Raw genomic sequence first — 26,595 nt, forward strand, 5'->3', positions numbered from 1 at the left:
TTGTACCCCGAACCGATCCTGTGAATCCACTGGGAGGCCCTCCAGTGGTGATGACGTGCGCGTTTACTGTTCGATGGGCCCGGAATGCCTACCGTCGTCGACATTGCCCGGGACCGCGGCCAGGTGTTAGCTCACTCACATGTCAGCGGGCCTCCTCCGCCGCGACGAGGTAGGGCGACAACGTGCCCAGCTTCTCGCAGGTCTCCTCGAACTCCCGGTCAGGCGTGGACTCGGCGATGATGCCGGCCCCGGCCCGCAGCCAGGTGTGCCCGTCGACTTCATAGGCCGCCCGGAGCGCCAGCGCGGCATCGAGGGAGCCGTCGGCCGAGAAGATCGCCACCGCGCCCGAGTACAGACCCCGGGGCAGTTCGTCGTGTCGGAGGATCGCATCGACCCCCTCTGCCTTGGGGATGCCGGAGGCCGTCACCGCGGGGAACAGCGCCTCCAGCGCGTCCATGCGGTCCATCGACGGGTCGAGACGAGCGCCCACCGTGGAACCGAGGTGTTGCACACTTCCGCGCTCACGGATCGTCATGAAGTCGGTGACGGTCGCCGTGCCCGGCTCGGCCACCTCGGCAATCTCCTTGAGGGAGCTGCGCACCGATATCGCGTGCTCCACGATTTCCTTGGAGTTGGATTCGAGATCGTCGCGGGCCGCCTGATCGTTGGCGGCGCCGCGACCGAACGCCCGGGTGCCCGCCAACGGCTCGGTCACCACCAGGCCGTCCCCGTGCACGGCGGCGACGAGTTCGGGGCTGTAACCGAGCGCGCGAAGTGAGCCGAGCCGCAAGAGGAATGATCGGGCCGGATTGTTGTGCCTGCGGCCCAGCCGGTAGGTGGACGGGAAGTCGAGGCGGAACGGCACGTCGAAACGCCGCGACAGGATGACCTTCTGGTACCGGCCGCCGGTGATCTCGTCGATCGCGGCCGCCACCCGGTCGCGGTAGGCGCTGCCGTCCTGCCGGATGTCGACGGCGCGCGGGGTGCCCGCGGGCGACAGCCCCTCGGCGATCACCTGCCGCACCACCTCGCGATGGCTCCCGTCGCCGCCGCGCACTGTGACCTGCTCGGCGGTGACCTCGATCTGAGTGATCGGAACGAACACCCGGGCCAGCGGTGTCTTCGGCGCCAGCCGGTCCTGGAGGCCGAACTTGAACGAGCCGAATTCGAATGCGACCCAACCGAACGCGGCGTCAATTCCGGCTTCGGCATCGGCGAGCAGCCGGCCCACGACTTCGCCGAGCGCGACGCCGGGCCGGCCGGTCCACGACCGACTTTCCGTTATGACGCCGTCCCTGGTGAGTCGCAGCTCGTCACTGTCCAATTCGATCCCGCATCGCGCACCGGAAGCCAGCAGCCACCGGTTTCCGCGTTCGTAGACCAAGTAGTCGCTGCCGTCGGCATCGGAAAGGGCACGGGCGATCTCGGCGACCCAGTCGGCCGGGCCGATCGCGTCATCACCCGTGGGCAGCTCGAACGAGGCGGGCGCAACCGAGTCATTGCAGTCGGCTTGGGCATTCGTTGTGAGCATTTGCCGAAGCGTAGCCTCACCTAACTCATTGCGCAGACCTACGTATCTACTACGAAATTCACATCATTCGCATGAGCTTCAGGCACCGAACACAGTTGGCTCACAGGTTCTTCACAGAACACCCGGCAGGGAGGCCCTCTACCCCAGCAGGTCGCGGACGACCCCATCGGCGAGCAACCGGCCACGATCAGTCAACACCAGTGCCTCCCCTTGCCGCAGGAGAAGTCCTTCACCGCAGAGATTCTCAGCCCGAGCCAGTTCGTCGGCGTTGAGCAGCGACGTCGGCAGGCCGTCACGCACCCGGACCCGCAACATCACTTCTTCCATATGCCGGTCGCGGTCGTCGAGCTCCTCGAAATCCGCTATCGGCAAGTGGTTTTCAGCAAGAGCCTGCGCATAGGCATTGGGATGCTTGACATTCCACCACCGGGTGTCGCCGAGGAAGCCGTGGGCTCCCGGGCCGGCACCCCACCACTCGCCACCGTCCCAGTAGCCGAGGTTGTGCCGGCACTCCCCGCCGTCGGTGCTCCAGTTCGACACCTCGTACCAGTGCAGGCCCGCCGCCGAAAGTCGGCTGTCGAGCAGCTCGTAGCGCTGAGCGAGCACGTCGTCGTCGGGCCGGGCGATCTCGCCGCGGCGCACCCGGCGTGCCAGGGCGGTACCGTCCTCGACGATCAGCGAGTACGCGGACACGTGGTCGACGCCGGCGCCCAGCGCGACGTCGATCGAGCGCCGCAGATCGTCGTCGGTCTCCCCCGGCGTCCCGTAGATCAGGTCGATGTTGACGTGCTCGAACCCAGCCGCCCGGGCTTCCAACGCCGCCGCGGGCGCGCGCCCCGGAGAGTGCGTGCGGTCCAGGACAGCCAGCACCTGCGGCGCCGCCGACTGCATGCCGAGTGAGATCCGGGTGTAACCGGCCTCCCGCAGCGTCGCGAACATCTCCGGTGAGGTGGATTCCGGGTTGGCCTCGGTGGTCACCTCGGCGTCGGCGGCCAGGTCGAAATTGTCCCGAACCGCGCCCAGCACCGCCGCCAGGCCTGGGCCGCCGAGCAGCGAAGGTGTACCGCCTCCGACGAACACCGTCTGCACCGGCACAGCCCCGACCGTGGTGGCGGCCAAGGCCAGTTCGAGGCGCAGCGCGGCCAGCCAGCCGTCGGGGCTGGCGCCGCCCAACTCGGCCGCCGTATAGGTGTTGAAGTCGCAGTATCCGCACCGGGTGGCACAGAACGGCACGTGGATATATATGCCGAACGCACGCCCGGGCACACGCTCCAACCGGGGTCGGTCGACGGGCGCGGTGCGGGTGCTCATGGTTTTATTTTCCCAGACTGTCCAGCGCGGACTTTTGCTCACCCTGAGCGCAAATATGGCCCGGTTAGGGCAGGTGGCGACAATCGTGGCAGAATGTCGGGCGTGACTGCCGCCCACAACAGCACCACCAGCATTGCGCTGGTGGCTCGTCGGCATGTCGATTTCAAGCGCGTATGTAGCTGTTGCTGTCTGCCTTAATCATGCGTTGATTTCGGACCCCGCCCGCCCCATAGTTTCAGCTGGCACCGGATCTGCGCCGCCGGACAGCCACCGGTGATCTGCGCGTTCTAGTGCCAGCTCCTTTGCGAAGGAGCTCAACAGTGACAACCCCCGAGGCCCCAGCCAAGGCCGACCGGCCCGCCAAGAAACCCCGCGACGAGGGTCAATGGGCGCTGGGTAGCCGCGACCCACTCAACCACAACGAGCAGTTCAAGCAGGAAGACGACGCACTCAACGTGCGGGACCGCATCCTCAACGTCTACTCGCGTGACGGCTTTGCCAGCATCGCCAAGGACGACCTGCGCGGCCGATTCCGGTGGATGGGCCTGTACACCCAGCGCACCGAGGGCTACGACGGCACCTTCACCGGCGACGACAACGCCGACCTGCTCGAGGCCGAGTACTTCATGATGCGGGTGCGCACCGACGGCAAGGCGCTGTCCGCCCAGGCCGTCCGCACCCTCGGACAGATCTCGGTGGACTTCGCCCGCGACAGCGCCGACATCACCGACCGGGAGAACCTGCAGTACCACTGGCTGCGCATCGAGGACATCCCCGAGGTCTGGCGCCGGCTCGACGAGGTCGGCCTGCAGACCATGGAGGCCTGCGGCGACTGCCCGCGCGGCATGCTGGGCTCGCCGCTGGCCGGCGATTCGCTGGTCGAGGTGCTGGATCCGACGCCCGCGCTCAAGGAGATCGAAGAGCGCTACATCGGCAACCCCGAATTCTCGAACCTGCCCCGCAAGTTCAAGACCGCCGTCTCGGGCCTGCAGGACGTCGCCCACGAGATCAACGACGTGTCGTTCATCGGGGTCAACCACCCCGAGCACGGTCCCGGCCTGGACCTGTGGGTCGGCGGCGGCCTCTCGACCAACCCGATGCTGGCGCAGCGTGTCGGCGTGTGGGTACCGCTGGCCGAGGTCGCCGAGGTGTGGGCCGGAGTCGTCGGGATCTTCCGTGACTACGGGTACCGCCGACTGCGCTCGAAGGCGCGGCTGAAGTTCCTGATCAAGGACTGGGGCACCGAAAAATTCAGGGAAGTTCTCGAACAGGAATACCTCAAGCGCCCCCTCATCGACGGACCCGCTCCCGAGCAGGTGCCGCACACGGTGGACCACGTGGGCGTGCAGAAGATTCGCAACGGCCTGAACGCCGTCGGCGTTTCGGCCATCGCCGGACGGGTCTCGGGCACCATCCTGACCAAGGTCGCCGACCTGATGGAAGAGGCCGGTGCGGACCGCGCCCGCCTGACCGCCTATCAGAAGCTGATCATCCTCGACGTGCCCGACGACAAGCTGGATGCCCTGCGCGCCGGCCTGGACGCACTGGGTCTGCAGTCGCAGCCGTCGCACTGGCGGCAGAACCTGATGGCCTGCACCGGTATCGAGTACTGCAAGCTGAGCTTCGCCGACACCCGCGGACGGGCCCAGACGCTGGTACCCGAGTTGGAGGCCCGGTTGGGTGACCTCAACGCCGAGCTCGACGTGCCCGTCACCGTGAACATCAACGGCTGCCCCAACTCGTGCGCCCGGATCCAGGTCGCCGACATCGGCTTCAAGGGCCAGATGGTGGACGACGGTGACGGCCCGGAGGAGGGCTTCCAGGTCCACCTCGGCGGCAGCCTGGGCCTGGACAGCGGCTTCGGACGCAAGCTGCGTCAGCACAAGGTGCTGGCGACCGAGCTCGGCGACTACATCGAGCGGATCGTCCGCAATTTCGTGAAACAACGTGACGCCGGTGAGCGTTTCGCCCAGTGGGCCGTTCGGGCCGACGAAGCGGACTTGAGGTAGATCGCGAGATGAGCACATTGACTGAGGCGGAATTGATCGAGCTTGTCGCCCAGGGCGCAGCCGAGCTGGCCGACGCCAGCGCTGAGGAGCTGCTGCGCTGGACGGACAAGCACTTCGGAGGCGATTACGTCGTGGCCTCCAACATGCAGGACGCAGTGCTGGTCGAGATGGCGGCCAAGGTGCGGCCGGGCGTCGACGTACTGTTCCTCGACACCGGCTACCACTTTGCCGAGACCATCGGCACCCGTGACGCCGTCGAGCAGGTTTACGGCGTCAACGTGGTGAACGTTCGCCCGGAGACTTCGGTCGCCCAGCAGGACGAACTTCACGGCAAGGACCTGTTCGCCCGTGACGCCGCGGCCTGCTGCCGCATGCGCAAGGTCGAACCGCTGGGCAAGGCACTCGCGGGCTACACGGCCTGGGTGACCGGTATCCGCCGCGTGGAGGCCCCGACGCGCGCCAACGCCCCGCTGATCAGCTGGGACGCCGCCTTCGGCCTGGTGAAGATCAACCCGATCGCCGCCTGGTCCGACGAGGAGATGCAGGCCTACATCGAGGCCAATGACATCCTCGTCAATCCCCTTGTCTACGACGGCTATCCGTCGATCGGATGCGCTCCGTGCACCAGCAAGCCTGCCGAGGGCGCCGATCCGCGCAGCGGCCGGTGGGCCGGCCAGGCCAAGACGGAGTGCGGGCTGCACGCCTCGTGAGGTACCTGTGACGCTCGTTCTCACCGCACACGGCAGCGCTGACCCGCGCTCGTCGGCGAACGCGCACGCCATCGGCGGGCATCTGCGCCGCCTGCTGCCCGACACCGAGGTGCGGGTGGCGTTCTGTGAACAGAACGCACCCAACCTCACCGACGTACTGCCGGACGTCGAGCCGGGCGCCGTCGTGGTGCCGCTGCTGTTGGGCAGCGCCTATCACGCCCGGATCGACATTCCCGAGCTGATCGCCGGCGCCGGCGCCGAGGTGACCCAGGCCGATGTGCTCGGTGAAGACCCCCGCCTGCTGCAGGTGGTGCGGGAGCGGCTGACCGCGGTGGGAGTGTCCCGGTTCGACGCCGACCTCGGTGTGATCCTGGTCGGGGTGGGCTCGTCCCATCCCGCCGCCAATGCACGTACGGCCGCGCTGGCCGGCGTGCTGGCCGAAGGCACCCGCTGGGCCGGCACCGAGGTGGCGTTCGCCACAGGTCAGACCCCGTCCCTGCCGGAGGCCGTCGAGCGCCTCCGCCGACGCGGCGCTGGGCGCCTGGTGATCGCCCCCTGGTTCCTGGCACACGGTCGCATCACTGATCGGGTAGCCCAATTCGCCTGTGCCGCAGGCATTCCCATGGCCGAGCCCCTTGGTCCGCACCGCCTGGTGGCGGCCACGGTGCTGGATCGCTACGAAGAGGCGCTGGCCGCGCGCAGCGCCGGCTTCGCCGCCTGACCCCACCCTTTTCCGACCGACCACGCCCCCGGGCACGCCCCGGGGGCGTTTTCATGCGCTTGACACCTATACCCCTTGGGGTATGTTTGGACTTATCGGGTATACCCCCCTAGGTATACAAAGTCGTCCACCGAGGAGTTGAACAATGAAGTTCATCCAGTACTACCTGGACTGTCTGTCCCATGCGTCGTACCTGATCGGCGACGAGTCATCGGGGCGCGCCGTCGTCGTCGACCCGCAGCGCGACGTGTCCGAGTACGTCACCGATGCCGAGAAGCTCGGCATGCAGATCACCCACGTCATCGAGACCCACTTCCACGCCGACTTCCTGTCCGGCCACCTCGAACTGGCCGAGGCCACCGGCGCGACGATTGTGTACTCGTCCGTCGCCAAGCCCGAGTTCGATCACCTGGGAGTCGAAGACGGCCAACGCATTTCACTGGGCGAGGTGGTGCTGGAGTTCCGCCACACCCCGGGTCATACCCCAGAGTCGATGAGCATCGTGATCTACGAGCACGCCGATGACGCCGTGCCCTACGGCGTTCTGACCGGCGACACCCTGTTCATCGGCGATGTCGGCCGGCCGGACCTGCTGGCCTCTATCGGCTACACCCGAGACGAACTGGCCGACAAGCTCTACCACTCGCTGCACGAGAAGCTGCTACCGCTGCCCGATGCCACCCGGGTCTTCCCGGCCCACGGCGCGGGTTCGGCCTGCGGCAAGAACCTGTCCACCGAACTGTCGTCCACCATGGGTGAGCAGAAGCAGACCAACTATGCGCTGCGTGCACCGGACAAGCAGTCCTTCATCGAGTTGGTCACCGCAGGCCAGCCGCCCGCCCCCGGCTACTTCGTCTACGACGCGATCCTCAACCGCAAGGACCGCGCCCTGCTGGACGAGGAGGCGAACCCGGAGGCCCTGGACTACCGTCAGGCCACCGAAGCGGTCGCCGACGGGGCCACGCTGATCGACGGCCGCAGCCCCGAGGACTTCGCGCTGGGCCATCTGCGCAACGCGATCAACATCGGCCTGGCCGGGCGCTACGCCGAGTTCGCGGGCTCAGTGGTCAAACCCGACGCCGACATCGTGCTGGTCACCGACCCGGGCGAGGAGCGCGAAGGCAAGAACCGGCTGGCGCGCATCGGGTTCGACCGGGTGCTGGGTTACCTCGACAACCCGGAGCGGACCATGTTCGAACATCAAGACGATGTGACGGTCGCCTCACGGTTGACCGCCGCCGCGTTCGGTGAGCGAGCCGGCTCGGTGGCCGACCTGCAGATCGTCGACGTGCGCAATCCGGGCGAGACCGAGGCGGGCACGATCCCCGGCGCGGTCAACATCCCCGTCGGCCAGCTGCCGGACCGGACCGGCGAATTGGATCCGACCCGCCCGACCGTGGTCTACTGCGCCGGCGGCTACCGCTCTTCGGTGGCGGCCAGCCTGCTGCGCCAGCGCGGCTTCACCGATGTCAGCGACATCCTGGGTGGCTACGGCGCCTGGGTGGACAGCACCCAGGCCGTCTGAGCCGGCGCAAATCGTCTGAGAGACAGGAAAACACAACAAGTATGTCCACCCCAGCCAAGCACGAGGTCCTGATCATCGGCGGCGGCACGGCCGGTATCACCGTGGCGGCGCGGTTGCTGCGCAAGCACTACAGCGACGTCGCGATCATCGAACCGTCCGACAAGCACTACTACCAGCCGTTGTGGACCCTGGTAGGCGGCGGCCAGGCGACGGCGGCCGAAACCGAGCGTGCCGAAGGCTCGGTCATGCCGCGCGGCGCCACCTGGATCAAGAGTGCGGTCACCGCCGTCGACCCGGATGCCAACACGGTCACGTGCGCCGACGGCAAGACCTACGGCTACGACGTTCTGGTCATGGCGCCGGGTATCCAGCTCGATTGGGAACGCACCGAGGGCCTGACCGACACCCTCGGTAAGGACGGCGTGTCGTCGAACTACCTCTTCGACCTCGCGCCGCGCACGTGGGAGTTCATCCGCAACACCCGCTCCGGGACGGCGGTGTTCACCATGCCGTCGGGCCCGATCAAGTGCGCCGGTGCCCCGCAGAAGATCGCCTACCTGGCCTGCGACCACTGGCGGCGCCAGGGTGTGCTCGACAACATCGACGTGCACCTGGTGGTCCCGACCCCGCGGATCTTCGGCATCCCCGCGATCGCCGACAATCTGGACAAGGTCATCGCCGACTACGGCATCACCCTGCACACAGGAAGTGAAGTGCGGTCCATCGATTCGGCGGCCCGCAAGGTGACGATGACCAACCTCGCAGAGGGAATCGAAACCACGCTGCCCTACGACGTGCTGCACGCGGTCCCCCACCAGTCGGCGCCGGACTGGATCAAGTCCAGCCCGCTGTCCACGAGCCATGTCGGTGGGGACGCCAACGGTTACGTCGATATCGACAAGCACACCATGCAGCACGTGCGCTACCCGAACGTGTTCGCACTCGGCGACGCGGGATCGTCACCGAACTCGAAAACCGGTGCGGCCATTCGCAAGCAGGCGCCCGTGGTGGTCGAGAACATCGGTGCGGTGCTGAGCGGGCGCCCGCTCACCGGGGCCTACGACGGTTACGCGTCCTGCCCCATCGTCACGTCCGCACACGACATGCTGCTGGCCGAGTTCGACTACGACTTCGCGCTGAAACCCTCCTTCCCCCTGCTCGATCCGGTCAAGCCGCACCGGCCGTACTGGTTGCTGAAGAAGTACGGGCTGCCCGCCCTGTACTGGAACCTGATGTTGAAAGGTCTTGCCTGATGTCCACCTCGTCGATCATCGACGCCACCGAACTCAACGAGCTCAAGCAGGCCGGTCCCGGCCCGCGGCTCATCGACGTCCGGACGCCCGCCGAGTTCGAAACCGCCCATATCCCTGGCGCTTACAACGTTCCACTGGACCTGCTGCAGGAACATCGCGACGAGATCGCCCAGCACCTCGACGAGAACGTCGTGCTGATCTGTCGCTCCGGGCAACGGGCAGGCACCGCCGGGCAGACCCTGCGCGACGCCGGCCTGCCGAACGTCTCGATCCTCGACGGCGGTATGACCGCCTGGCAGACACAGGGATTCGGGGTGCGTCGTGGCACCCAACGATGGGATCTGGAACGTCAGGTTCGCCTGGTTGCGGGGTCGATCGTGCTGAGCAGCGTGCTGGGCAGCATCGCGGCCCCCAAGCTGAAATGGCTCGCCGCGGGGATCGGCGCCGGATTGACGACGGCGGCGCTGACGAACACCTGCGCCATGGGCATGATGCTGGCGAAGCTCCCGTACAACCGGGGCGCGTCCTGTGATGCCGACAGTGTCGTCGCGCAGTTGATCGGCTCCAAGCAGGCACATTCGGGCGCATTGGCATGATCGCCCTCGCTGTCGCGCTGGCCGTCCTCGTCGGGGTGTCCCTGGGACTCCTCGGCGGAGGTGGCTCGATCCTGACCGTTCCGCTGCTGGCATACGTGGCCGGCATGGAGGCCAAGCAGGCGATCGCCACCTCGCTGCTGGTCGTCGGGGTGACCAGCGCGGTCAGCGCCCTGTCTCATGCGCGCGCCGGTCGGGTGCAGTGGCGCAGCGGCCTGATGTTCGGCGCGGCCGGCATGGTCGGCGCGTACCTGGGTGGACTGCTGAGCTATGTCGTGCCGGGAACGGTACTGCTGACCGCCTTCACGGTGGTGATGATCGCTACGGGTATCGCAATGATCAAGGGCCGCAAGACGTGCGAACCGACGACGCGGACGATGCCGGTCGCCAAGGTCCTCTCGATGGGTCTGGGAGTCGGGGTGGTGACCGGAGCCGTCGGCGCCGGTGGCGGATTCCTCGTGGTGCCCGCCCTGGCACTGCTGGGCGGTCTACCCATGCCCGTGGCGGTGGGAACCTCCCTGCTGGTGATCACCATGAACTCGGCGGCAGGTCTGGCCGGACATCTGAGCACAGTGCCGATCGACTGGACGATCGCCGGCGCGGTCACCGCGGCGGCGGTGCTGGGCAGTCTGCTGGGCACCCGACTCACCGCGCACGTGGATCCCGACGCGGTACGCCGGGCCTTCGGCTGGTTCGTGTTGCTCATGGCATCGCTGATCCTGGGCCAGGAGATCCACCCCGCCATCGGGCTCACCGCGGCAGGCCTCACCGCACTGGCCGGCCTCGGCAACCTCAGCTGCGCGCGGCTCGGATGGTGTCCGATGCGGTGGCTTTTCGGCCCACCTGCAGCGACAACATGACCACACGCACATACCCCCGAGGGTATGATGAAAGCAAGAAACCCAACGTTAAGGGGACAACATGATCTGCGACGAGGAATCGATCGCCGCCATCCTCAACCGGTTGCGCCGCGCACAGGGACAGCTCTCCGGCGTCATCGCCATGATCGAGCAGGGGCGCGACTGCAAGGATGTCGTCACCCAGCTCGCCGCGGTGTCCCGGGCACTCGACCGGGCCGGATTCAAGATCGTGGCAACCGGTCTGCGTGAATGCATCACCGGCGAGAGCGACGAACCGATGGACGTCGCCGAGTTGGAGAAGTTGTTCCTGACCCTGGCCTGACGGGGTGACGCTGACCGCCTAGCTGACGGTCAGCGCCTCATCCTCGTCACTCGCCGGAACCTGCAGTCCCCCGGCGATCTGCGGAACCCGAGTGGCCCGCACATAGACCGTGTCACCCTCCCGCAACCCGAGCGCCTCGGCGTCGCCGCGGGTGATCTGTGCCGTGAACGGCACATGGGTTGCGGCACCGGTCAGCTCGACCCGCACCTCGAAGCCCAGCATCACGATCCGGTCGATGGTGGCGCGCAGCACCCCGGTGGCCTCGGCCGTACCGTCGCCGGCAGCAACGGCCAGCTCCGGGTTGCGTCCCACCCGAATGTCGTGCGGACGCACCAGGATTCCGTTGAGCTCGGAGACGGCACCGAGGAACGACATCACGAACGCGTTGGCCGGCTCGTCATATACCTCAGTTGGCGACCCCACCTGTTCGATCCGGCCCTTGTTGAGCACCGCGATCCGGTCCGCCACATCCAGCGCCTCGGCCTGGTCGTGCGTCACCAGCACCGTGGTGACATGCACCTCGTCGTGCAGCCGGCGCAGCCAGGTGCGCAGATCGTCACGCACCTTGGCGTCCAGCGCCCCGAACGGTTCGTCGAGCAACAGCACCTGCGGATCCACCGCCAACGCCCTGGCCAGTGCCATGCGCTGACGCTGACCACCGGAGAGCTGGTTGGGATAGCGGGTCTGAAAACCGGCCAGCCCCACCACTTCCAGCAGGTTGTCGACCTTCTCCTTCACCTCGGCCTTGGGGCGCTTACGGATCTTGAGGCCGAATGCCACATTGTCGCGGACCGTCAGGTGTTTGAACGCCGCATAGTGCTGAAACACGAATCCGATATCGCGGCGCTGCGGCGGAATCCCGGTCACATCGCGGCCGTTGATGGTGATGGTCCCGCTGTCGGGCTGATCCAGGCCCGCAATGGCGCGCAACAGGGTGGACTTTCCCGAGCCACTGGGGCCCAGCAGCGCGGTCAACGACCCTGACGGCACCTCGAAGTCGATGTTGTCGAGCGCCGCAAAATCGCCGTAATGCTTGTTGGCACCCCGAACCACGATCGCGTCGGTCATAGTTCTTGTCTCCTTCTCAGGCCTACTGCGCGGCCTTGATTCGGCGCCGGTCGAGGATCACCTGGACAACCAGGACGATCACGGCCACCGCCATGAGCAAAGTCGAGATGGCGTACGCCCCGTACACCGAATCGGCGGTGCCGCGGTTGTAGCGGTCGGCCACCAGCAGGGTCAGCGTCTGGGAGGTACCCGGCAGGTTCGAGGACACCATGATCACCGCACCGAACTCCCCCAGCGTGCGGGCGATGGTCAACACGATGCCGTAGGTCAGGCCCCACCGGATGGACGGCAGAGTGATCCGCCAGAACGTCTGCCACCAGGTCGATCCCAGTGTCGCGGCGGCTTCCTCCTGGTCGGTACCGATCTCGTGCAACACCGGTTCGACCTCACGGATCACGAACGGCACCGTGACGAAGATGCTGGCCAGCACGATGCCGGGGATTCCGAAGATGATCTTGAGACCGAGGTCGTTCTCGACGAAGCCCAGCAGCCCCGCAGAACCCCACAGCAGGATCAGCGCGACACCGACGACCACCGGTGACACTGCGAACGGCAGGTCGATGACCGCCTGCAGGGCGCTCTTGCCGCGGAATCGGTTGCGCGCCAACACCAGGGCGGTGGGAACACCGAACAACACGTTCAGCGGCACCACGATGGCCACCACCAACAGCGACAGGTTCAGCGCCGAGATGGCCGCGGGTGTACCCACCGACGCGAAGAACGCACCGACGCCCGGACCGAAGGTCCGCCACAGGATCAACCCGACTGGGACCACCACCAGCACCGTCACGTAGGCCAGCGCCAGAAAGCGCAGCAGGTAGCGCACCGACGGTGAGAGCGTCATGCCGAAAGCTCCTCACGTTTGGCGGCACGCGAGCCCACCGCCCGCAACACGAAAAGCACCAGGAACGAGATCACCAGCAGCACAATGGAGATCGCCGCGGCGCCCGTGCGATCGTCGTTCTCGATCAGGGTCCGGATCCACTGCGACGACACCTCGGTCTCACCGGGGACGGCGCCACCGATGAGCACCACCGAACCGAATTCACCGATGGCCCGCGAGAACGCCAGACCGGCCCCGGACAGCAGGGCGGGGAGCAACGCCGGCAGGATCACCTTGACGAAGATGACCCGATTGCTGGCGCCCAACGAGGCGGCCGCCTCCTCGGTCTCCTGGTCGAGCTCGAGCAACACCGGCTGCACCGAGCGCACCACGAACGGCAGCGTGACGAACAGCAGGGCGATGCCCACACCCCATTTGGTGTGCTGCAGGTGCAACCCGACCGGGCTGGCCGGACCGTACAGCGCCAGCATCACCAGGCTCGCCACGATCGTCGGCAGGGCGAAGGGCAGGTCGATCACCGAGTCGACCAGCCGTTTACCGGGGAAGTCGTCGCGGGTGAGCACCCACGCCACCACCAGGCCGAAGAAGATGTTGACCACCGTCACGCCGGCCGAGATGGTCAGTGTCACCCGAAACGATTCCAGGGCTGCGTTGGAAGTGACCGCCACCCAGAAGGCATTCCACCCACCGCCGGCCGCCTGCCACAGGATCGCCGCCAACGGCAGCAACACGATGACGCTCAACCAGATCGAGGCCGCCCCCACGCGCAGCGAGGTGCTGCCGTAGCGGCCGGGCCGCGCGCCGGGGGTGGAATCCCCCGGCGCGGGCACAGCCGAACCAGGCTCGGCTGCATCGGTCTGCGTTACTGATGTCATCCAGTCGCCTGCTTGTAGATCTTGGTGATCGAGCCGTTGTCCTTGTCGAACAACGCGGGGTCGACCTCTTTCCATCCGCCGAGATCGGCGACCGTCCACAGCTTCTCCGGCGTCGGGAAGTCCTTGGTGAAGTCCGCCGCCACCGCCGGGTCGACGGGACGGAATCCGGCCTCGGCCCACAGCTTCTGCCCCTCGGCGGTGAACAGGAAGTTCTGCAGCGCCTTGGCCTTGTCGGCGTGGGCACTGGTCTTGACGACCGCCACCGGGTTCTCGATCTTGAAGGTCTGCGGCGGGTTCACGTGCTCGACGTCCTTGCCCTGCCGCTCGACGTTGATCGCCTCGTTCTCGTAGCTGATCAGCACGTCCCCGGTGCCCTGCAGGAACACATCGGTGGCCTCACGGCCCGAGCCCGGTCGGGTCTTGACGTGCTCGGTAACCAGCTTGTTCACGAAGTCGAGACCGGCTGCGGAGTCTTTGCCGCCGTTGCTCTTCGCCGCATAGGGCGCCAGCAGGTTCCACTTGGCCGAACCCGAGCTCAGCGGACTCGGGGTGACGACCTCGAGCCCGGGCTGCAGCAGGTCATCCCAGTCCTTGATGCCCTTGGGGTTACCCTTGCGCACCACCAATGACACCACAGAACCGAACGGGACGCCCTTCGTATTGCCTGCGCTCCAGTCGTCGGCCACCTTGTCGGCCTTGACCAACCGGGTCACGTCGGGTTCGACCGAGAAGTTCACGATGTCGGCCGGCTTGCCGTCGGCCACGGCGCGGGACTGGTCACCTGAGGCGCCGTAGGACGTCCGCACCGCAACGCCCTTGCCTTCCTCACTGGCGGCGAAGGCCGGGATGATCTTGCTCCAGCCCGGCTCGGGCACGGCGTAGGCGACGAGCGTCAGCGTGGTGTCGGCGCCCGCGGCGCCTTGGTCACCGCCAGCGACGTCACTGGCGCCGCCACTGCAGCCGACCGCCAGCACGCCGGTGGCGGCCAGGACGGTGGCAGTACGCCAGAACTTACTGAGATTGGGCTTGTTAACGGGCACTGAGGACCTTTCTTGCGGACAGCGGACATTGCGAGGTCCGTCATGCGGAAAGGCGAGGGAGGCGAGGAGGCAAGAGAACAGCATCCGGGCGCAGAACCGCCACCGACACCAAACCGCGGACGGGTTGGAGTCAGCGACAACAGGCGACGTCTGCAACAGCGCACGAACCCACGGCAATGAGAGCCAAGACATGGCTCTCAGTCTTGCCGGACGCTGAATGCATGGCGCGAAGAATAACAGAATTCCGCCGTCGCGCCCGTCGAGCGATAGGCGTCCCCGCTAGCGGGTCAGCAACCACATCACGATGACCAGGACAACCAGCAGAATCAAGATCAACGTGACACGTGAGCGCGGCATACCGTTCACTCCGATTCCACCTCGTCCGCCGGGGCGTGGCGCAGCCGGCGCAACCCGATACTTCCCCAGCCCAGCGCGCCGTCGAGCACCACCGCGATGCCATAGGCCAACGCCAGCACCACCGGCATCACCACCGCGGTCTGCACGACGAACGGCAGCCCGGTCAGCCACAGTTCGACGCCGTCCCACCAGTTCAGGATTGCCGCCATGGGGCAAGCGTAGGCGATCGCCCACAGCACCCCGTCTTCATCCCGTCGCACCCGTAACGTTCGACACGCGTGTCTTGGGTAGACGGCACCCGTATCCACCCACGATGATGTGCGGATGGTTCTGCAACACACCGAGCCCACGGATGTCGTCGCGGCACTCGACAAGACCCCTGATACCTCGAAGACCCCCGAGGCGCCGCTCACGGCGACGGCGCCCGTGCCGTACTCGTCGGGCGCGTCGCTACGGAACCCTTTCCCGCCGATCGCCGACTACGGCTTCCTGTCCGACTGCGAGAACACCTGCCTGATCTCCTCGGCCGGGTCCGTGGAATGGCTGTGTGTCCCCCGGCCCGACTCTCCGAGCGTGTTCGGCGCGATCCTGGATCGCAATGCGGGCCACTTCCGGCTCGGCCCCTACGGGGTGACCGTTCCCTCAGCGCGGCGCTACCTGCCGGGCAGCTTGATCCTGGAGACGACCTGGCAGACCCACACCGGTTGGCTGATCGTGCGCGACGCCCTGGTGATGGGTCCGTGGCACGACATCGACACCCGGTCACGCACGCACCGGCGCACCCCCATGGACTGGGACGCCGAGCACATCCTGCTACGCACGGTCCGCTGCGTCAGCGGCACCGTCGAACTGGTGATGAACTGCGAACCGGCCTTCGACTACCACCGTGTCAGCGCCTCGTGGGAGTACTCCGGCCCGGCCTACGGCGAAGCCATCGCACGCGCCAGCCGCAACCCGGACTCGCACCCAACGATGCGGCTCACCACCAACCTTCGGATCGGTATCGAGGGCCGGGAGGCGCGCGCCCGCACCCGGCTCACCGAGGGCGACAACGTGTTCGTCGCACTGAGCTGGTCCAAACATCCCGCCCCGCAGACCTTCGAAGAGGCCTCGGACAAGATGTGGAAGACCAGTGAGTCGTGGCGGCAGTGGATCAACATCGGCGACTTCCCCGACCACCCGTGGCGGTCATACCTGCAGCGCAGCGCGCTGACGCTGAAGGGCCTGACCTACTCGCCGACCGGCGCCCTGCTGGCCGCCCCCACCACATCCCTGCCGGAAACTCCTCAGGGAGAACGTAACTGGGACTACCGCTACTCGTGGATCCGGGACTCCACGTTCGCACTGTGGGGTCTGTACACCCTCGGGCTGGACCGGGAAGCCGACGATTTCTTCTCGTTCATCGCCGACGTGTCCGGTGCCAACAACGGCGAACGCCACCCGCTGCAGGTGATGTACGGCGTCGGCGGTGAGCGCAGTCTGGTCGAAGAAGAACTCCATCACCTTTCGGGCTATGACAACGCCCGGCCGGTGCGGATCGGCAACGGGGCCTACAACCAGATGCAGCACGACATCTGGGGCACCATGCTCGATTCGGTGTACCTGCACGCCAAGTCGCGCGAACAGATTCCCGAGGCGCTGTGGCCGGTGCTGAAGAACCAGGTCGAGGAAGCCATCAAGCACTGGAAGGAGCCCGACCGGGGCATCTGGGAGGTGCGCGGCGAGCCGCAGCACTTCACCTCCAGCAAGATCATGTGTTGGGTGGCGCTGGACCGCGGTTCGAAGCTGGCCGAGCTGCAGGGCGAGAAGAGCTACGCGCAGCAGTGGCGCGCGATCGCCGAGGAGATCAAGGCCGACGTCCTGGCCCGCGGCGTGGACGCCCGCGGTGTGCTGACCCAGCGCTACAACGACGACGCGCTGGACGCCTCGCTGCTGCTGGCGGTGTTGACGCGGTTCCTGCCGTCGGACGATCCGCGGGTCCGGGCCACGGTGCTGGCGATCGCCGACGAACTCACCGAGGACGGCCTGGTGCTGCGCTACCGGGTCGAGGAGACCGACGACGGGCTGTCCGGCGAAGAGGGCACGTTCACCATCTGCTCGTTCTGGCTGGTGTCGGCGCTCGTCGAGATCGGCGAGGTGAGCCGGGCCAAGCATCTGCTCGAGCGGTTGCTGTCGTTCGCCAGCCCGTTGCACCTGTACGCCGAGGAGATCGAGCCGCGGACCGGCCGCCACCTGGGCAACTTCCCGCAGGCATTCACTCACCTGGCCCTGATCAACGCCGTGGTGCACGTCATCCGCGCCGAGGAGGAGTCCGACAGTTCCGGGGTCTTCCAGCCCGCCAACGCGCCGATGTAGGGCCTAGCACCGGCTATTGGGCCGCCGCCTTGTCTGCCATGTGCAGTGCCAGGGCAGCGGCCTGGCTGCCACCGATCCCCACCCCACACGCCCAGGTTTCGAGGACGACATTGGCGGCCACCGCCAGCGCGTGATCGCACGGCCACTCGGTCTGTTGCTGTTCGGTCGAGAACTGAGTGAACAGGGATCTATCGGCGACGACATCGTCGATGTCCCAGTGCGTCGCCGCATCTCCGGTACCGATGGAGATCGTGCGTCCGGCACATTCCTGCCACGATTGCCGCGACGAGTCGAAGAATCGGCGAGCCTCATCGCCCGACGGATACAGCACCACCGTCTGTTCCACGCTCTGTCTGGAATCCGGTGTGGTCAGCACCTGATCACGCACCGCGGTCCATCCTGAATCCGCGTATACCGCCTCCTGGGCCCCGAAAACCGCTGCGCGGCAATCTTCCTCAGACAATTTGTTGCGGTTGACGTTCATCGTGTCGCTGATGTCGCGGGTTTTCATCGGTTCCAGGCCCGTCACACCGATGATCTCGTCCGCCTCCTCGGGCGACATCAGGACATCCTCGAGTCCGGACTCGGTGAGCGGCTCGTCGACCACCGAGACGGAGTCCTGCGCTCGCACGGCATTACCGTTGACCATCTGCGCGCATCCCGCCGTCAGCAATGCCACGGTGGCCAGAACTACCATCACGGTGCGGTGGGACATATGGCTATTGTCGCCGACCGGCCACATCTCGCCGGACACAATCAGCGTGCGCGGATCTCTGGATCCGGGGTGGGCGGCCCGGCACCATCAGGTCATGAGCTACAACCGCCTCCGTGCAGACGACACTTCACGCATCAAGATCGACGTGGCGATCGGTGTTCTGGTCGCCCTGCGCGGTTGCGCGCCCGATCAGGCCTTCGCCGAACTGGTGCGGGTGGTCCAGCGCACCGGTATCGGAATCGGCAGCATCGCAAGGGCATTGGTCGACCTCGCTGGCGGCACTTCAGGCACCACGGCTGAATATGCCGAGGCGTTCAACGCCTGGGGTGAGCTGCTGGCCCAGGCCCGGCGGGTTCCCGTCAACGCGCAGTAACGGGTGCCCGGGCCACCAGCCAGGCCTGGCCGTCTCCCTCGGCCGCGCCGAGCCTCTCGAGACCGGCAAAGGCCGCCTCGAGTTCACCCGCCGCGGCCCGGAATCGGCCCGCCTCCGCGCCGACCTCACTGAGCACACAGATCGCGAGAAGGCCGCCCGGCCGTAGGCGGGCCGCCAGGGCCGGGTACAGCCCGGGGTCGCGGAAGCGGTGACACAGCACCACGTCGACCTGAGGCCCGGAGGGTAGGCCGCCGTCGAGGTCGACGACATCGAATCGGCAGCGATCAGCCACTCCGTAATGTGCGGCGGTCGCCGTCGCCTGGGTGATCGCCACGGCAGAGACGTCGATGCCGTAAACGGTCAGCCCGCGCTGAGCCAGCCACACCGCGGCCCGGCCGGTTCCGCACGCGATGTCCAGGGCCGACCCGGACGCGGGAAACTGATCGGCGTGGCCGCTGAACACTTCGGGTAGCGCCGGCGCCCGGTCGGGCTCCCGGTCGGCATAGGCCGCGTCCCAGCGGATGCGGTCCTTCTGGCTCACGTGCGCCACCCTATGGGAGGGAATAGCGCCAAACCGTTCGGGGTTAGCCCCTTCATGCGAGCCCTCGTCTACGACCCGCAAGCTCCTGCAAACCTCCGGTTCGACGAGGTGGCCGAACCTTCGGTCGCCGACTCTCAGGCGCTGATCGACGTGCATGCGATCGCGCTGAACTTCGGCGAGGTGCACTTCATCGATCAGATGCGCCGTCCCGGCGAAGTGCCGGGGTGGGACAGCGCGGGGATCGTGGCCAGGGCCGCGGCCGACGGGACCGGACCGGCTGTCGGGACGCGTGTGGTGGGCTTCAGCGGAGCGGCCGGCTGGGCCGAGCGCCGCGCGGTCTCCACCGAGAATCTCGCCGAGCTTCCCGAATTCGTGGAATTCGAGGAGGGTGCGGCCCTTCCGGTGGCCGGCGTGACGGCCCTGCAGGCGCTGCGTGCCCTCGGCCCGGTGGTGGGCCGCCGGGTCCTCATCACCGGTGCGTCCGGAGGCGTCGGCCGATTCGCGGTGCAGCTGGCCGCACGGGCCGGGGCGCACGTGATCGCCGCGGTCGGCAGTGCGCGACGCGGTGACGGCCTGGAGGAACTGGGCGCGGCCGAGGTCGTGGTGGGGCTCGACGGCTTGACCGAGCCGGTGTTCGGCGTCCTCGACAACGTCGGCGGAAAGCTCTTGGCTCAGGCCTTCAGCCTGGTGTCCGACGGCGGGTCGGTGCAGTCCATCGGGATGGCATCCAACGAACCGACCACCATCGACTTCGAGGCCGAGCGTCGCCTCGGCAACCGGAAACGGTTGGAGCCGTTCACCGTTCGGGCACCGTTCCAAGCTGATCTGGACTATCTGCTGACGTTGGTGGCCGACGGCGAGCTCGACCCGCAGATCGGTCTTCGCGACACGTGGGGCAACATCGCCGCCGCCGCACAGGCCCTGCTCGACCGCAAGGTCGCGGGCAAGGCGGTGCTGCAGGTCGACTGACGACGCCTCAGTTGCCCTGGCCGCCGCGGCCGCGGCTGACCAGATCGGCGACCGGGTCCTTGCCGTTGACGAACCAGTCCCCCAGGATGCGCGCCTTGTAGACCACGGGATTGTGGGACGCCAATGTGCGGGCGTTGCGCCAATGCCGGTCCAGGCCAAGCTCTTCGGACACGCCGGAGGCCCCGAGTGCATCGAACACCTTGGTGGTGGACCGCAGCGCCGATCCGATGATCACCAGTTGTGCCTGTGCGACGGCAACCTCGGCGTCGATCAGCAGCTCGCGGGCATGGTCGTCGCTGCCGGCCAGCCGGCCCGCAACGATCCGGTCGAGGGTGCGCGCACTCAACCCCAGTGCCGCCTCGGCACCGAACGCCTCGGCCGAGATCTCCCCGATCACCTGCAACAGTTGCGCGTCTTCAGCTGGCACCTCGGCAAGGCCTTGCGGATAGTTGCGGGTGCGCCGCCGTAGCGCAGCCGTCCCATCACGGTGCACCGCCCGGGTGATTCCGGTCAACACGGCGAGCATCGCGATCTGATAGAAGTGGGCCTGGTAGCTGAACCGCTCGGCCGCGGGGAACACATTGCCCGGTTCGGCGCGGGCCCCGTCGTACCGCGCCGAACCGCTGGCGGTGGTGCGCTGCCCGAACCCCCGCCAGTCGTCGACCAGCGTCACCCCCGGATCCTCGGCACGCACCAGCGCGGTCCACAGCTCGCCGTTGTCGCCGCGGCCGAGTACATCCAGCCAATCGGCGTAAAGGCTGCCTGTCGCATAGTATTTCGCGCCCGAGACCAGCCAGTGGTCGCCCTGCGTGGTGACCGTGGTGGTCAGGTTGGCCAGCGTGACATTGTTGGCCTCGGTCCAGCCGCCGCCGACGAACTCCCCCGCCAGGAAACGCTTGATCCAGGTGTTGTTGTCCTCGGTCACCGGGGCGTTGAGCCGGTCCTCGACGAAGGCCAGGTGGTTGCGCCAGATGTGGGCGACGTTGGCATCGGCCTCCCCCAGTTCCGCCAGCAACAGGAAGGTCTGCTCCAGCGAGGCACCGAAACCGCCTTGCTCCGCGGGGATCCGCAAGGTGCCGAACCCGGCGTCGACGAGCCACCGCACCTGCTCATGCGGGAACGTCCGATCGCGTTCACGCGCCACGTTGCCTTCCGCGATCCGGTCGAAGATCGGCCGGAACACCGACTGCAACTCGGCGTCGTATCCGGACGGCCGCTTCAGATAGATGCCTGCCCTGCTCATCGGATGCTCCCGTCGTGATCGATGCGGTATGCGTACTGGTCCCGGACCGCCAGGTACCCCAAGCGGCGGTACAGCTCGTGGGCCTTGCTGGCGTTGTCGATGTCGGTACCCAGCGACGCGACCGTGAACCCGCGCCGCAATGCGGCCAGCCAGATCTTGCGCAACAACAGTTCCCCGGTCCCGCGTGTTCTCAGGTCGCGGCGTACCCCGATGTAATCGGTGTGCGCACTGCGTTCTTCGTCGGCTCCGGTGCCCACCGTGTAGGTCGATCCCAGCACGTAGCCGACCACCACGCCGTCGTCGTTGACCGCGGCGATGCTGAAGTCCGGATTGAACGCCCGGCTGCGCAGGTGATGTTCCCAGCGCTGCGGGGTTTTCGACATGTTCCCGAAATGCTCGCTGAACGTGTCGAACTGCAATTGCCGCACCTGCTCGGTGAATCCGCCCGAGGTCACCTCGGGCCAGGACAGGATCGTCAGGCCGTCGATGTGCGCGGCGGACAGCGCGGCGGGATCCTCACCGAGCAACGGCTTTCTGGTCGCGACGAACTGCCGCTCCTGACGAGCGCCGCGTCGCACCAGCGCCTCGATCGCCGCCGGCTGATCAGCGCCGATATACACCCTTAGATATGCGCCACGGGTAGCGACCCGGTGGAACCGATCGACGCTGTCGTCGACGATCGCACCGACCGGCACTTGGCCCACCGTCGGGCTGAACACGAAGTCTCCCAACACTTCCGGTTCAGCCCCGTCCGGCTGGTACAGCGCCGCGTACCCGAGCACGTCGGCCGAGTCACTACGCAGGACCACTGCCGACCCCGGGAACACGCCGGCGAGCTGCTCGGCGACGTCGCGCGAATCGGCGGCGAACTTCCGTCCCCGCAGGCCCGGCGTGGTGGCGAGGAAATCCGCGATCAGTGGATAGTCGTGGGCGGTGACCGGTTCCACGGTCCAGCCGGTGGCCAAAGCCTGGTCGGTGAGCGTCATTTCCGGTCCTCATCGATCAGTGTCGCGTGCGACTGCTGAAGCACCTCGCCGATTCCTTCGGCGGCCAGCCGCTGTTGCTCGTCCTCGGACAGGGTCTGGATGCTGCCGATCCGGTTGGCCACCTCGGGCCTGGTCCGCCTGAGGTACCAGTACCAGGACAGTCCGGCCAGCAGGATGGCCCCGAACACGAAAGGCAGGATGTTGAACGGGAACTCGGGTACCGGATAGAAGTTGCTGACGATCACATATCCCAGACCGATGGTGGCCGCGACCGCGACGGCGAGCCGTGCCGGGGTCAGAGCGCCGATCTTGCGCAGCCAGATCGGCGTCGCGATGACCACCAGCAGGTAGCTCACCAGGAAGCCCCAGTTGGCCACATAGCCGCCGTAGACGTCGAATACCAGCCGGCCCGCGGAGCTGAAGGTGGCCGTGGTCGAGAACGCGAGGGCCAGGATCCCGACGAACACCACACCCGCCCACGGTGTCTTGTAGCTCGGGTGCACTTTGGTGAACACCTTGGGCAGCGCGCCTTCGTGCGCGAACGTGAACAGCGATCGGGACGCCGCCGTGGTGACCGCGGTGACGAACACGATGAACGCGATCGCGACGGCGCCGCTGACGATCTGGTTCACCCATTCCACCCCTACGCTGGACGCCAGTTGCGGCAGCACCGCTTTGTCACCGTCGATCTCACCGAAGTGCAGGATCTGCGGGTAGGTCGCGAAGATGTAGAGCGCACCGATCAGGAGCACCACGCGGAGCAGAGACCGGGCAATGTTGCGGTGCGCGTCCTTGGCCTCGGCCCCGAGCGAGGCGACGCTCTCGAAACCGGCGTAGGAACCCACCGCGGTGACCGCCGCGATGAAGGTCGCGCTGGACCCGAGATGCTGAGGATTCCACTGCTCCCAGTCGATGTGGAATCCGTAGCCGACGTAGGAGGCCACGATGATCACCAGGATCGACGCGATGGCCAGCAGTTCGAAGGCCAGTTCGTACTTGGCGGCCAGCGAAACCCCGCGATACGGAAGGTACACCGCCACGCCGACCACCACGATTACCAGTAGCAGCCGGAACCAGACCGCTTGCGAGCCAAGGCCGATCGACTCCAGGAACGCATCGAGGTAGAGCACCCCGCCGAGGGTGCCGGTGGTGGCGAAACCGATGTAGCCGAACAGCAGGCTGAACCCGGCCGCGAAGGCGAAACCAGGGCCCAGACCGTTACCCGTGTAGGTTCCCAGCGAGCCCGAAGACACCGTGCGCTTGGCCTGAAAACTGATCGTGATGGCCACCAGCACCACGATGGACAGGCCGATCACGGCGGCCCATGCCGCACCTTTGCCTGCCGCCACGAACAGCGAGAACGGTACGACGGCCAGGGCCACGCTGGGGGCGGCGGCTGCCAGACCCTGGGCGAACACGCCCCAGGGGCCCAGCGCCCCGGATTCCAGTCCGGTCGATTCGGCCGCGATCAGGGTGCGGCCTGCGGCATCCGCCGTCGGGTGAGCCTTCGGGTCGTCTGTAGTAGTCACGGCTAAGTCCCTTTCTGACCGCGACGCCTCCCGTCCGTGAACCGGTACGGGTGGTTGAGATGTCGGTATGTGTTGCCACACTGCCGCAATCGGATTCGCGTCGTCAGCTATGGAATCGACAGGATTCTATTGCGAATGAACGGAATTCCTGCGGTATGCGGCGGCCGGGTGCCCGGCGGCCAGTAATCCGTCGCCTCCGCCGAACAGCTTCTGCCGCAAGGTGGTCGGGTCGCCGAGCTCGCGGGCGCGACCGCGCCGGCGCAGCTCGGGGATGAGGTGAGTGGCGATGTCGGCGAAGCTGCCGGGCGTGACGTGATAGGCGATGTTGAACCCGTCCACCCCGGTCCGGTCGGCATAGGCGTCCAGGGCATCGGCCACGGTGACGGCCGACCCGACGAACAACTCGCCACCGAATCCGCCCAGTCCCCCAACGTAATCCCGCAGCGTCAAGCGCTCACGGGCACCAGAGTCGCTGACTGCGGCCAGGATGGAGCGGCTCGCGTCGGTGTCGAACTGCCGGATCGGGCGATCGACGCCGTAGGTCGACCAGTCCACGCCGGACAGTGCCGACAACAGCACCAGCCCGCCTTCCAGGTCGTGAAAGTCGGCAAGCTCGCGCGCCTTGGCCTGAGCCGCCGAATCGGTACTGTCCGTAACGATCTCGACCGAGGTGATGAACTTCAGCGATTGCGGGTCGCGGCCGTGTCCGGCCGCCCGGCGACGGATGTCGGCGATGTGACTGCGCAGGACCTCGGGCCGCGGATCGCTGACGAACACCAGTTCCGCGTTGCGGGAGGCGAACTCCCGCCCGGCCGGCGAGGTGCCGGCTTGGAAGAGCACCGGCGTACGTTGCGGCGATGGCTCGACCAGGTGTGCCCCGGGCACGGTGAAGTAATGCCCATGGTGGCCGATGTCGTGCACCTTCGCCGGGTCGGTGTATACCCCTCGCTCCGCGTCGCGCAGCACCGCGCCGGGCTCCCACGAACCTTCCCAGAGCTTGTAGGTCACTTCCACGAATTCCTGGGCCATTGCGTAGCGCTCGTCGTGCGGGATCTGCCGGTCACGGCCGATGATGTTGCGCGCCGCGCTGTCCAACAGAGAAGTCACGATGTTCCAGCCAATCCGACCGCCGGTGAGATGGTCCAGCGTGCTGAACTTGCGGGCCAGCAGGTACGGGCTCTCGTAGGTGGTCGACACCGTGATACCGAACCCCAGACGCTGGGTCGCCGCGGCCATCGCCGACACCGCCAACAGCGGATCGGTCACCGGCGTCTGCACCGCCCGCGCCAGCGCGGCACTGGCATCTCCGCCGAACACGTCGAGTTGCCCGACCGCGTCGGCGATGAACAGCACGTCGAATCCGCCGTCGTCGAGCAGCTTCGCCAGATCCACCCAGTACCGGACGTCGGTGTAGTCGGCGGTGCGATCCTGCGGATGACGCCACAACCCGAAATTGCCATGCGACACCGTCGACATGGTGAACGCCGACAACACATACGGTTCGGTCATAACAGGCGCCGCGGCGGGACGTCGAGCCCCAGGTGGGACCGCAGGGTCGTGCCGGCGTATTCGTGGCGGAACAGCCTGCGCTTGCGCAGTACCGGCACCACCTGTTCGACGAAAAGCTCGTGCTGACCGGGCAATCCGGAGTCCCGCAGCACGAATCCGTCGGCGGCGCCGGTGGTGAACCACTGTTCGATCTCGTCCGCGATCTGCTCGGGGGTGCCCACCACGGCCGCACCCCAACCGTTGACCGTGCGGTACAGGAACTCTCGCACCGTTGGATTCCCGTCGGTTGCCAGCAGCCGGTAGCCGGCCAATGCGGTCTGATGGGTCTCGGTGTGGGCTGGGAAGGCCGACTCCGGAACCGGACCGTCGAGGTCCGCACCGGTGACGTCGACATCGACCTCGAGCAGCCAACCAGCCTGGTACTGCGGGCTGAAGTACTCGTACTCCTGCTGCTGCGCGCGCCGGGCCTCGTCCTCGGTGGAACCGACGAGATACCGCAGCGACGGCGTGATCAGGGGCGGCCCGGCCCGGCCCAACCGCCGTGCCTCGTCGTGGATCTGGGTGTAGAACTCCTGCGCCCGCGCCCGGTTGCCGTGGCTGGTGAAGATCACCTCTGCGTGGCGGCCCGCGAAGCCCCTTCCGGTTTCCGATGATCCGGCTTGGAAGAGCACCGGCTGCCCCTGCGCCGACCGGGCCGCGCCCAGCGGACCGGCCACGTCGAAGTAGCGGCCGTGGTGATCGGTCGGTTGGATTCTGTTGACGTCGTTGAATATCCCCGCCGCACGGTCTGCGACGATTGTGTCCTCGCCCCAACCGTCCCACAGCTTGCGCACCACCTCGAGCGCTTCCTCGGCAATGCGATAGCGCTCGTCGTGGGCCACCACACCGCGGGCACTGAAGTTGTCGGCCGCGGCCTGCGCGAAGCTGGTCACCAGATTCCAGCCGGCGCGTCCACCGCTCAGGTGGTCGAGGGAAAGCAGCTGGCGGGCAAGATGATACGGATGGGCCAAGGTGGCCGATCCGGTGACCACCAGTCCGATCCGCTCGGTGACCGAGGACAGCGCGGCCGTCGCGGTGAGCGGTTCGAAGTCTTCGGTGACCTTGTACGGCCAGGTCGCGGGCGGACCGTAGTTCAGGCCGTCGGCGAAGAACAGCGCGTCAAAGGTGCCCGCCTCGGCGGTCTGCGCATAGCTGATCAGTCGCCGGAGTACCCCGGCAGTGCTGTTGTCGATATCGGGATGCCGCCACGGCCCGGTAGACCGGGTATTGCCGAAGGCCAGCAGATGCAGCTCTCTGGACACCCCGGCGACACTACGACGGTCATCAGCAAGAGCCGAGGGTTGCGCTCAGCACGAA

General features: G+C 67.0%; 27 protein-coding genes. 12 read left to right on the plus strand and 15 right to left on the minus strand.

From position 1 onward, the window contains the following. Positions 1–142 precede the first annotated feature (142 nt). Together AB0876_RS25595 and hemW are read right to left on the minus strand one after the other, a co-directional pair. Positions 143–1,531 carry a salicylate synthase gene (locus tag AB0876_RS25595; RefSeq protein ID WP_526043249.1) on the minus strand — a complete coding sequence of 463 codons (1,389 nt, stop codon included), beginning with the start codon at positions 1,529–1,531 and terminating at the stop codon, positions 143–145. 138 nt (positions 1,532–1,669) lie between these two features. Then, the gene (hemW, locus tag AB0876_RS25600; RefSeq protein WP_491841313.1) at positions 1,670–2,842 is read right to left on the minus strand and encodes a radical SAM family heme chaperone HemW; all 1,173 of its coding nucleotides are present in this window, start codon (positions 2,840–2,842) and stop codon (positions 1,670–1,672) included. A gap of 93 nt (positions 2,843–2,935) precedes the next feature. On the opposite strand from hemW, the gene AB0876_RS25605 reads away from it, so the two are divergent. From AB0876_RS25605 to AB0876_RS25645, 9 genes are all read left to right on the plus strand, one after another. Beyond that, positions 2,936–3,040, plus strand: coding sequence for an Ms4527A family Cys-rich leader peptide (locus tag AB0876_RS25605; protein ID WP_526043250.1), 105 nt, complete (start codon positions 2,936–2,938; stop codon positions 3,038–3,040). A 122-nt stretch (positions 3,041–3,162) separates the two neighbouring features. Next, on the plus strand, positions 3,163–4,851 hold the full coding sequence (locus AB0876_RS25610; RefSeq protein WP_491841312.1) for a nitrite/sulfite reductase: 1,689 nt from the start codon (positions 3,163–3,165) through the stop codon (positions 4,849–4,851). 8 nt (positions 4,852–4,859) lie between these two features. Then, positions 4,860–5,561: a phosphoadenylyl-sulfate reductase gene (locus tag AB0876_RS25615; RefSeq protein ID WP_491841311.1), complete on the plus strand. Its 702-nt coding sequence runs from the start codon at positions 4,860–4,862 to the stop codon at positions 5,559–5,561. 7 nt (positions 5,562–5,568) lie between these two features. Then, entirely contained in the window at positions 5,569–6,282 is a 714-nt protein-coding gene (locus tag AB0876_RS25620) for a sirohydrochlorin chelatase (RefSeq protein ID WP_491841310.1), read from the plus strand. 145 nt (positions 6,283–6,427) lie between these two features. After that, a complete protein-coding gene (locus tag AB0876_RS25625) occupies positions 6,428–7,807 on the plus strand; it encodes an MBL fold metallo-hydrolase (RefSeq protein WP_491841309.1) in 1,380 nt (459 codons plus the stop codon). Between the two features lie 41 nt (positions 7,808–7,848). Continuing rightward, positions 7,849–9,060 (plus strand): NAD(P)/FAD-dependent oxidoreductase, encoded by a 1,212-nt coding sequence (locus AB0876_RS25630; RefSeq protein ID WP_526043251.1) that lies wholly within the window; start codon positions 7,849–7,851, stop codon positions 9,058–9,060. Next, positions 9,060–9,656, plus strand: a complete 597-nt coding sequence (locus AB0876_RS25635; protein ID WP_491841307.1) for a rhodanese-like domain-containing protein — start codon at positions 9,060–9,062, stop codon at positions 9,654–9,656. The genes AB0876_RS25630 and AB0876_RS25635 overlap by 1 nt, the downstream gene beginning before the upstream one ends. Then, entirely contained in the window at positions 9,653–10,513 is an 861-nt protein-coding gene (locus AB0876_RS25640; protein WP_491841306.1) for a sulfite exporter TauE/SafE family protein, read from the plus strand. The genes AB0876_RS25635 and AB0876_RS25640 overlap by 4 nt, the downstream gene beginning before the upstream one ends. Positions 10,514–10,574: 61 nt before the next feature. Then, positions 10,575–10,835 carry a metal-sensitive transcriptional regulator gene (locus AB0876_RS25645; RefSeq protein WP_055115484.1) on the plus strand — a complete coding sequence of 87 codons (261 nt, stop codon included), beginning with the start codon at positions 10,575–10,577 and terminating at the stop codon, positions 10,833–10,835. An 18-nt stretch (positions 10,836–10,853) separates the two neighbouring features. Here AB0876_RS25645 and AB0876_RS25650 read toward each other — a convergent pair whose 3' ends face one another. The 6 genes from AB0876_RS25650 to AB0876_RS25675 all read right to left on the minus strand — a co-directional run bounded on the left by AB0876_RS25650 (position 10,854) and on the right by AB0876_RS25675 (position 15,228). Next, complete coding sequence (locus AB0876_RS25650; protein ID WP_491841305.1) at positions 10,854–11,903, minus strand: sulfate/molybdate ABC transporter ATP-binding protein; 1,050 nt, start codon at positions 11,901–11,903, stop codon at positions 10,854–10,856. A gap of 22 nt (positions 11,904–11,925) precedes the next feature. Continuing rightward, positions 11,926–12,747, minus strand: a complete 822-nt coding sequence (cysW, locus tag AB0876_RS25655) for a sulfate ABC transporter permease subunit CysW (RefSeq protein WP_055115487.1) — start codon at positions 12,745–12,747, stop codon at positions 11,926–11,928. Continuing rightward, positions 12,744–13,622, minus strand: a complete 879-nt coding sequence (gene cysT / locus AB0876_RS25660; RefSeq protein ID WP_055115489.1) for a sulfate ABC transporter permease subunit CysT — start codon at positions 13,620–13,622, stop codon at positions 12,744–12,746. The genes cysW and cysT overlap by 4 nt, the downstream gene beginning before the upstream one ends. Beyond that, positions 13,619–14,662, minus strand: a complete 1,044-nt coding sequence (locus AB0876_RS25665; RefSeq protein WP_491841304.1) for a sulfate ABC transporter substrate-binding protein — start codon at positions 14,660–14,662, stop codon at positions 13,619–13,621. Before AB0876_RS25665 ends, cysT begins: the two co-directional genes overlap by 4 nt. Positions 14,663–14,792: 130 nt before the next feature. Then, complete coding sequence (locus AB0876_RS25670) at positions 14,793–15,122, minus strand: Ms4533A family Cys-rich leader peptide (RefSeq protein ID WP_526043252.1); 330 nt, start codon at positions 15,120–15,122, stop codon at positions 14,793–14,795. Beyond that, positions 15,025–15,228 carry a hypothetical protein gene (locus AB0876_RS25675; RefSeq protein ID WP_491841303.1) on the minus strand — a complete coding sequence of 68 codons (204 nt, stop codon included), beginning with the start codon at positions 15,226–15,228 and terminating at the stop codon, positions 15,025–15,027. The genes AB0876_RS25670 and AB0876_RS25675 overlap by 98 nt, the downstream gene beginning before the upstream one ends. Before the next feature lie 115 nt (positions 15,229–15,343). Between AB0876_RS25675 and AB0876_RS25680 the strand changes: the two genes are divergently transcribed. Further along, entirely contained in the window at positions 15,344–17,374 is a 2,031-nt protein-coding gene (locus AB0876_RS25680) for a glycoside hydrolase family 15 protein (protein ID WP_491841302.1), read from the plus strand. Between the two features lie 13 nt (positions 17,375–17,387). On the opposite strand, the gene AB0876_RS25685 is transcribed toward AB0876_RS25680, so the two are convergent. Next, positions 17,388–18,089: a sensor domain-containing protein gene (locus AB0876_RS25685; protein WP_491841301.1), complete on the minus strand. Its 702-nt coding sequence runs from the start codon at positions 18,087–18,089 to the stop codon at positions 17,388–17,390. Positions 18,090–18,183: 94 nt separating this feature from the next. Between AB0876_RS25685 and AB0876_RS25690 the strand changes: the two genes are divergently transcribed. Continuing rightward, positions 18,184–18,462: an ANTAR domain-containing protein gene (locus AB0876_RS25690; protein ID WP_491841300.1), complete on the plus strand. Its 279-nt coding sequence runs from the start codon at positions 18,184–18,186 to the stop codon at positions 18,460–18,462. On the opposite strand, the gene AB0876_RS25695 is transcribed toward AB0876_RS25690, so the two are convergent. After that, positions 18,449–19,003: a class I SAM-dependent methyltransferase gene (locus tag AB0876_RS25695; RefSeq protein ID WP_491841299.1), complete on the minus strand. Its 555-nt coding sequence runs from the start codon at positions 19,001–19,003 to the stop codon at positions 18,449–18,451. The two genes, AB0876_RS25690 and AB0876_RS25695, sit on opposite strands and share 14 nt — an antisense overlap. 54 nt (positions 19,004–19,057) lie before the next feature. Between AB0876_RS25695 and AB0876_RS25700 the strand changes: the two genes are divergently transcribed. Beyond that, positions 19,058–19,972 carry a zinc-binding dehydrogenase gene (locus AB0876_RS25700; protein WP_491841298.1) on the plus strand — a complete coding sequence of 305 codons (915 nt, stop codon included), beginning with the start codon at positions 19,058–19,060 and terminating at the stop codon, positions 19,970–19,972. A gap of 7 nt (positions 19,973–19,979) precedes the next feature. Here the strand turns inward: AB0876_RS25700 and AB0876_RS25705 are convergent, their stop codons facing one another. From AB0876_RS25705 to AB0876_RS25725, 5 genes are all read right to left on the minus strand, one after another. Next, the gene (locus AB0876_RS25705; protein ID WP_491841297.1) at positions 19,980–21,215 is read right to left on the minus strand and encodes an acyl-CoA dehydrogenase family protein; all 1,236 of its coding nucleotides are present in this window, start codon (positions 21,213–21,215) and stop codon (positions 19,980–19,982) included. Next, positions 21,212–22,201: a GNAT family N-acetyltransferase gene (locus tag AB0876_RS25710; RefSeq protein ID WP_491841296.1), complete on the minus strand. Its 990-nt coding sequence runs from the start codon at positions 22,199–22,201 to the stop codon at positions 21,212–21,214. Before AB0876_RS25710 ends, AB0876_RS25705 begins: the two co-directional genes overlap by 4 nt. Then, a complete protein-coding gene (locus AB0876_RS25715; RefSeq protein WP_491841295.1) occupies positions 22,198–23,730 on the minus strand; it encodes an APC family permease in 1,533 nt (510 codons plus the stop codon). The genes AB0876_RS25710 and AB0876_RS25715 overlap by 4 nt, the downstream gene beginning before the upstream one ends. 126 nt (positions 23,731–23,856) lie before the next feature. Further along, positions 23,857–25,239, minus strand: a complete 1,383-nt coding sequence (locus tag AB0876_RS25720) for an LLM class flavin-dependent oxidoreductase (protein ID WP_491841294.1) — start codon at positions 25,237–25,239, stop codon at positions 23,857–23,859. Next, positions 25,236–26,540, minus strand: a complete 1,305-nt coding sequence (locus tag AB0876_RS25725; RefSeq protein WP_526043253.1) for an NtaA/DmoA family FMN-dependent monooxygenase — start codon at positions 26,538–26,540, stop codon at positions 25,236–25,238. Before AB0876_RS25725 ends, AB0876_RS25720 begins: the two co-directional genes overlap by 4 nt. Positions 26,541–26,595 lie beyond the last annotated feature (55 nt).

This window comes from Mycobacterium sp. NPDC049093, from assembly GCF_040704635.1.
Taxonomy (GTDB): domain Bacteria; phylum Actinomycetota; class Actinomycetes; order Mycobacteriales; family Mycobacteriaceae; genus Mycobacterium.

Bases quoted from the DNA above. Each gene is read 5' to 3' on its own strand.
- AB0876_RS25675 (WP_491841303.1), bottom strand. From the start codon at position 15,228: ATGGCGGCAATCCTGAACTGGTGGGACGGCGTCGAACTGTGGCTGACC.
- AB0876_RS25685 (WP_491841301.1), bottom strand. From the start codon at position 18,089: ATGTCCCACCGCACCGTGATGGTAGTTCTGGCCACCGTGGCATTGCTG.
- AB0876_RS25605 (WP_526043250.1), top strand. From the start codon at position 2,936: ATGTCGGGCGTGACTGCCGCCCACAACAGCACCACCAGCATTGCGCTG.
- hemW (WP_491841313.1), bottom strand. From the start codon at position 2,842: ATGAGCACCCGCACCGCGCCCGTCGACCGACCCCGGTTGGAGCGTGTG.
- cysW (WP_055115487.1), bottom strand. From the start codon at position 12,747: ATGACGCTCTCACCGTCGGTGCGCTACCTGCTGCGCTTTCTGGCGCTG.
- AB0876_RS25625 (WP_491841309.1), top strand. From the start codon at position 6,428: ATGAAGTTCATCCAGTACTACCTGGACTGTCTGTCCCATGCGTCGTAC.
- AB0876_RS25595 (WP_526043249.1), bottom strand. From the start codon at position 1,531: ATGCTCACAACGAATGCCCAAGCCGACTGCAATGACTCGGTTGCGCCC.
- AB0876_RS25690 (WP_491841300.1), top strand. From the start codon at position 18,184: ATGAGCTACAACCGCCTCCGTGCAGACGACACTTCACGCATCAAGATC.
- AB0876_RS25720 (WP_491841294.1), bottom strand. From the start codon at position 25,239: ATGACCGAACCGTATGTGTTGTCGGCGTTCACCATGTCGACGGTGTCG.
- AB0876_RS25670 (WP_526043252.1), bottom strand. From the start codon at position 15,122: ATGGCATCGCGGTGGTGCTCGACGGCGCGCTGGGCTGGGGAAGTATCG.
- AB0876_RS25630 (WP_526043251.1), top strand. From the start codon at position 7,849: ATGTCCACCCCAGCCAAGCACGAGGTCCTGATCATCGGCGGCGGCACG.
- AB0876_RS25700 (WP_491841298.1), top strand. From the start codon at position 19,058: ATGCGAGCCCTCGTCTACGACCCGCAAGCTCCTGCAAACCTCCGGTTC.
- AB0876_RS25710 (WP_491841296.1), bottom strand. From the start codon at position 22,201: ATGACGCTCACCGACCAGGCTTTGGCCACCGGCTGGACCGTGGAACCG.
- AB0876_RS25645 (WP_055115484.1), top strand. From the start codon at position 10,575: ATGATCTGCGACGAGGAATCGATCGCCGCCATCCTCAACCGGTTGCGC.
- AB0876_RS25650 (WP_491841305.1), bottom strand. From the start codon at position 11,903: ATGACCGACGCGATCGTGGTTCGGGGTGCCAACAAGCATTACGGCGAT.
- AB0876_RS25680 (WP_491841302.1), top strand. From the start codon at position 15,344: ATGGTTCTGCAACACACCGAGCCCACGGATGTCGTCGCGGCACTCGAC.
- AB0876_RS25640 (WP_491841306.1), top strand. From the start codon at position 9,653: ATGATCGCCCTCGCTGTCGCGCTGGCCGTCCTCGTCGGGGTGTCCCTG.
- AB0876_RS25635 (WP_491841307.1), top strand. From the start codon at position 9,060: ATGTCCACCTCGTCGATCATCGACGCCACCGAACTCAACGAGCTCAAG.
- AB0876_RS25705 (WP_491841297.1), bottom strand. From the start codon at position 21,215: ATGAGCAGGGCAGGCATCTATCTGAAGCGGCCGTCCGGATACGACGCC.
- cysT (WP_055115489.1), bottom strand. From the start codon at position 13,622: ATGACATCAGTAACGCAGACCGATGCAGCCGAGCCTGGTTCGGCTGTG.
- AB0876_RS25615 (WP_491841311.1), top strand. From the start codon at position 4,860: ATGAGCACATTGACTGAGGCGGAATTGATCGAGCTTGTCGCCCAGGGC.